This window comes from Kiritimatiellia bacterium (assembly GCA_028715905.1).
Classification (GTDB): Bacteria; Verrucomicrobiota; Kiritimatiellia; order JAAZAB01; family JAAZAB01; genus JAQUQV01.
In genome coordinates this window covers 1-3,528 of sequence record JAQUQV010000118.1, presented here as the reverse complement: position 1 = coordinate 3,528, position 3,528 = coordinate 1, and the positions used below count along the sequence as shown (strand labels likewise).

3 protein-coding genes are annotated in these 3,528 nt (G+C 54.6%); all 3 read left to right on the top strand.

Annotation, left to right across the window (positions count from 1 at the left end):
- The first annotated feature begins 214 nt into the window (after window positions 1–214).
- Window positions 215–1,132: an Amuc_1100 family pilus-like protein gene (locus tag PHP98_11945; protein ID MDD5484340.1), complete on the top strand. Its 918-nt coding sequence runs from the start codon at window positions 215–217 to the stop codon at window positions 1,130–1,132.
- Window positions 1,133–1,173: 41 nt separating this feature from the next.
- A complete protein-coding gene (locus tag PHP98_11940; GenBank protein ID MDD5484339.1) occupies window positions 1,174–2,202 on the top strand; it encodes a thrombospondin type 3 repeat-containing protein in 1,029 nt (342 codons plus the stop codon).
- Window positions 2,199–3,528 (top strand): hypothetical protein (locus PHP98_11935; protein ID MDD5484338.1); only part of this gene is annotated, 1,330 nt, incomplete at its 3' end. The genes PHP98_11940 and PHP98_11935, both read left to right, overlap by 4 nt.

Sequence of the window (3,528 nt, the reverse complement as noted above, 5' to 3'; positions counted from 1 at the left end):
GACGGAAATCCGCCTGGCGCCGATGCCGTCCCGCGATGATTTTGCCCGCTCTTTTACCATGGAAATTGAGTTGAAGGAAGAAAGGCACAAAGGCACAGAGTGACAAAGGCACAAAGAAAAAAATGAAGAAAATTCAGAAAAGTTCCTCTGTGCCTTCTTCAAATATTCCTAAAAACCCCTTTGTGCCTTTGTGCCTCTGTGCCTTCTTAAAAACATGAACTTGCTTAAAAAATATATCTGGCTGGCCGCCGGCCTGGGAACGGCTTTGATCCTGTTGGCCGCGTCCGGCGCCCGCCTTTTCTTTGTCTTGAAAAGCTATCAGAAGGAAAAACGGGAGTTGAACGACGATAAAGTGCGCATAGAACAATTATATCAGCGCCGAATTTTCCCTTCCGAGGCGAACATCGCCAGGGAAAAGGAAAAACAGGCCGACCTCGTGGATGCTTACAACGAACTTAACGACTGGCTCAGCGCCGGCCAGGTCCGTCCGGCGGAAATGGAAGCGGCCGAATTCATGCCTTTTCTTGAGAACACATTGCGGCGCATCAGGGACCAGCTCCAGTCCGGCCGCGTCGTGTTCCCCGAAAAATACACCTTCGGTTTTGAAAAATACGCGGGCGGACAATTGCCCCTGCCGAAAAATATCCCGCGTCTGGTTCAGCAGTTGAAAATGACGGAGGAAATTTGCCGGCTTTTGCCCGATTCCGCCGTGAGCGAATTGATTTCTTTCGCGCGCGACGAGTTTGAATCCGTCGCGGAAGGGGCCGCGCCGCCCGGCGCTCCGCCGCCGGAAACGTCCGCGGAGGATGATTTTATTTCCAGCCAGCATTTCAAAATAGAATTCCGCGCGCGCGAGGGATCGGCCTTTGATTTTATCAACCGTCTGGCGCGTTTGCCCATGTTCACCGTGATAACCCGCGTTGAAATAAACAATCCGCGCCGGGAAACAACCATGACCGGCGCCGCTCCTAAGTCCGGCGCCGAAAAATCCCCGGCCGCCGTGAAAGGCCAGACGGATGAAACCGCGCGCGACAAACGCATCGTTCTTGGCCGCGAAGATGTTGAAATCAAACTGGACTTTGAGGTTTATAATTTCGGCCCGCCGATTGATTTCAGGGAAGGCCGGAATTGAAGAGAGGCACAAAGGCAGACCTGTGCGCCTGATTTATTAACATGAAAAAAGATGAAATAATCAATCTGATCCGAGCCGGTTATGACAAGATTATTCTGATCGTTGTTCTGGCGGTTATCCTGGCGTCGCTTCTGACCCTCATTGTTTCCATCGGGCGGGAAAAAAAGGCTCTGGCCGAAAATCAATGGGAGCCGCCTCTTGTCCGCTCGTCCCGGCAGGATGGTCAATCTTCAACGGAGATTTGCGACGCGATTGAAGCCGTTAACGCTCCTTTCCAGTTGGAAGGAATAGCGCGCCTGATGGTCGCGGAATTGCGGGTAAATTGCGTTAAATGCGGCCGTCCCGTGCCAATCAACGCCGAAATATGCCCCTTCCGCGATTGCCGGTCTCCCCAGCCGAAAATCATTTCCCAGGCCGCCAGGGATTCGGACTTTGACGGCCTGCCCGATGAATGGGAAATCCGGCACAATTTCAACCCCAATCTTGACGACGCCCATCAGGACGCCGACGGCGACGGGTTTGCGAACAAGGAGGAATTTCAGGCGGGCACCAACCCGCGGGACCCCGCCTCGGCCCCGCCGCCGGTCTTGAAATTGCGCGTCGTGAAGGCCGGCCGCATTCCTCTGTCCCTTTCCTTCGGCGGCGCCCAGCGTTCGCAGGAAGGCACTATTTTCCTTGTCAAAAACAAGCGCACCCGCCGGGATTATTATGTCCGCCTCGGCGATACCGTTGACGGTTATAAGATAACGGGCTACGAGCCGAAAACAAGAAAGGTCAACAAGGGCACGTTTGAAATAGAGGAAGACGTCTCCATCTTGAAAGCGAGCAAGGACGGCCGGGCTTTTGCGTTGATCGTCGGCGACAAGGGCGGCCCCCAGGGCGAACAGGCCGCTTCGCTCATTTATTTGATTGACAATGTCAAAATGCTGGTTAAAAAAGACGACATTATTTCGCTTAAAAATAATAAGTATAAAGTTGTTGACATTGACGGCCAAAATGTTACCGTAAGCGATATGCAATCCGGCGAGGAATGGCCACTGGAAACATTTGAATCAGGAAGCAACCAGTGAGAAAAACGGCAATCTATTTTTCCGGCTTGATTATTCTGGTCTCGGGTATTTCCATCCTTCATGCTCAGGATGAAAATCCGCCCGCGGCGGAGCAGAAAAACGCCGACGCTTCCGCCGCGATCCCGGCTCAACCCGAGCCCGCCGCCGTGGAAACGGGCCGGGACGGAACGGAAATTACCCCCAAGCAATCCGCGGATAACGCCTCGGCGCCGGCCGCGGCGCAAACTTCTGCCGTGGAATCCACCGCGGAAAAAAGCGCTGCGGAAACATCGCCGGCGGCATTGGCCGCTGAACATCCGCAAGTTGCGACAAAATCTGAACAAACCGGAGAGGAAACGCCCCCCGCCGTTGTGCCGGCTAAGGGAAAGGAAACGCCGGTTGAGGAAAAGAGCGATTTTGAAATTGACCGTGGCGCTGCAGGGAAGAGCGAAAAAGAAACCGCCGGCCCGGTGAAAACGGATGAAAAACCGGCTGTAGCGGAGAAAACGCTTGGCGCCGAAGAGAAACAGGAGAGCAGGGGATGGTTTGGAAGACTGTTCGGATCAGGGAAGGAAAAAAAGCAGGAACCGGCGGCGATTTCCGCGGGGGCCGCGGTCGCGACGGGGACCAAAGACTTGACTCCCGAGGAGCTTCTTGCCGTTCAGGAAGAAGTGCGCCGTCAGGCGAAAGAGATTGAAGGCCTGAAAAAGCTTGACCAGGCCTATCAGGAGATGGGCCGGAACGAATTTGAAAACGCATTGGCGTCTTTTCAGGAAGCCCTGAATGCAATGCCAATGCGTCCGCATACGGTTGAAACCAGACAGAAGGCAATCCGCAGCGAGGCCGAGTGTGCCTACCGCCTTGCCTTGAAAAGTTATCTGGAGGGCGACCTTAAAAGCGCCCAGGAAAACATCAGCCGCGCGCTTGAATTTTATCCGGCCCACCGGCCGAGCGCGCGCCTGAGCGAGCGGATCAGGCAGGATGAGAAACATCGCGCGGAGATTGCCGCCCGGCCCGTGCCGGTTAAAAAGCTTCCTGAATATCAGGACAAGCGGAAAAAAATCGGTTCCGAATTGCAGCGCGGCAGGGAATATCTGGCTATCAAGGAATACGACAGCGCCGAAAACGAGTTTAAAGGCGTCCTTGCCGAAGAAAAGCTCAACCAGGAAGCCAACGCCAATCTCAAGAAAATCGCCGAAAAGCGTTATTTACTTGAGACAGATGAATTTCAGCGCATGAAGGCGGAGATGCTGGCCCAGATTCGCGATACCTGGACCCCGCCCGTCAAGAAAGTCATCACCGGCCCGCGCGGCGAAAGGGCCGACACCATCATTACCTCGCAGGCCC

What these genes read in the sequence shown, in the direction of transcription:
- PHP98_11940 (MDD5484339.1), top strand. Translation starts at nt 1,174, where the DNA reads ATGAAAAAAGATGAAATAATCAATCTGATCCGAGCCGGTTATGACAAG.
- PHP98_11945 (MDD5484340.1), top strand. Translation starts at nt 215, where the DNA reads ATGAACTTGCTTAAAAAATATATCTGGCTGGCCGCCGGCCTGGGAACG.